The 256-nt window shown below is 38.3% G+C and carries 1 protein-coding gene; it reads left to right on the top strand.

Annotation, left to right across the window (positions count from 1 at the left end; translation table 11 throughout):
* A partial coding sequence (locus tag AOA62_RS31625; RefSeq protein ID WP_143521952.1) for an aldehyde dehydrogenase family protein occupies positions 1-146 on the top strand: 146 nt, incomplete at its 5' end.
* Between the last annotated feature and the right edge of the window lie 110 nt (positions 147-256).

The raw sequence follows: 256 nt of genomic DNA, 5'->3' as shown, positions 1-256 counted from the left end.
ATGATAGTAGTGATTATCGTATAGACGCCATGCCGTTTGGTGGCGTGAAGGGATCTGGCTTAGGGAGAGAAGGAGTCCGTTCTTCTATTGAAGCCATGACAGAGCCTAAGGTGGTTTGTTTCAGATTAAATGAAAGGTTAATATAGCAAGGGAAAAAATAGAGAGAAGTTAAGAGACTGTCCCAAAAGTAGAAGTATTAATTGAAAAGCCGAACAAAAATCACTAAAGTATATTTACGGAGCGATTTATACTCAAA

This window comes from Pseudomonas sp. 2995-3 (genome assembly GCF_002742565.1).
GTDB lineage: Bacteria > Pseudomonadota > Gammaproteobacteria > Pseudomonadales > Pseudomonadaceae > Aquipseudomonas > Aquipseudomonas edaphica.
This window is presented reverse-complemented; position numbering and strand designations above follow the sequence as displayed.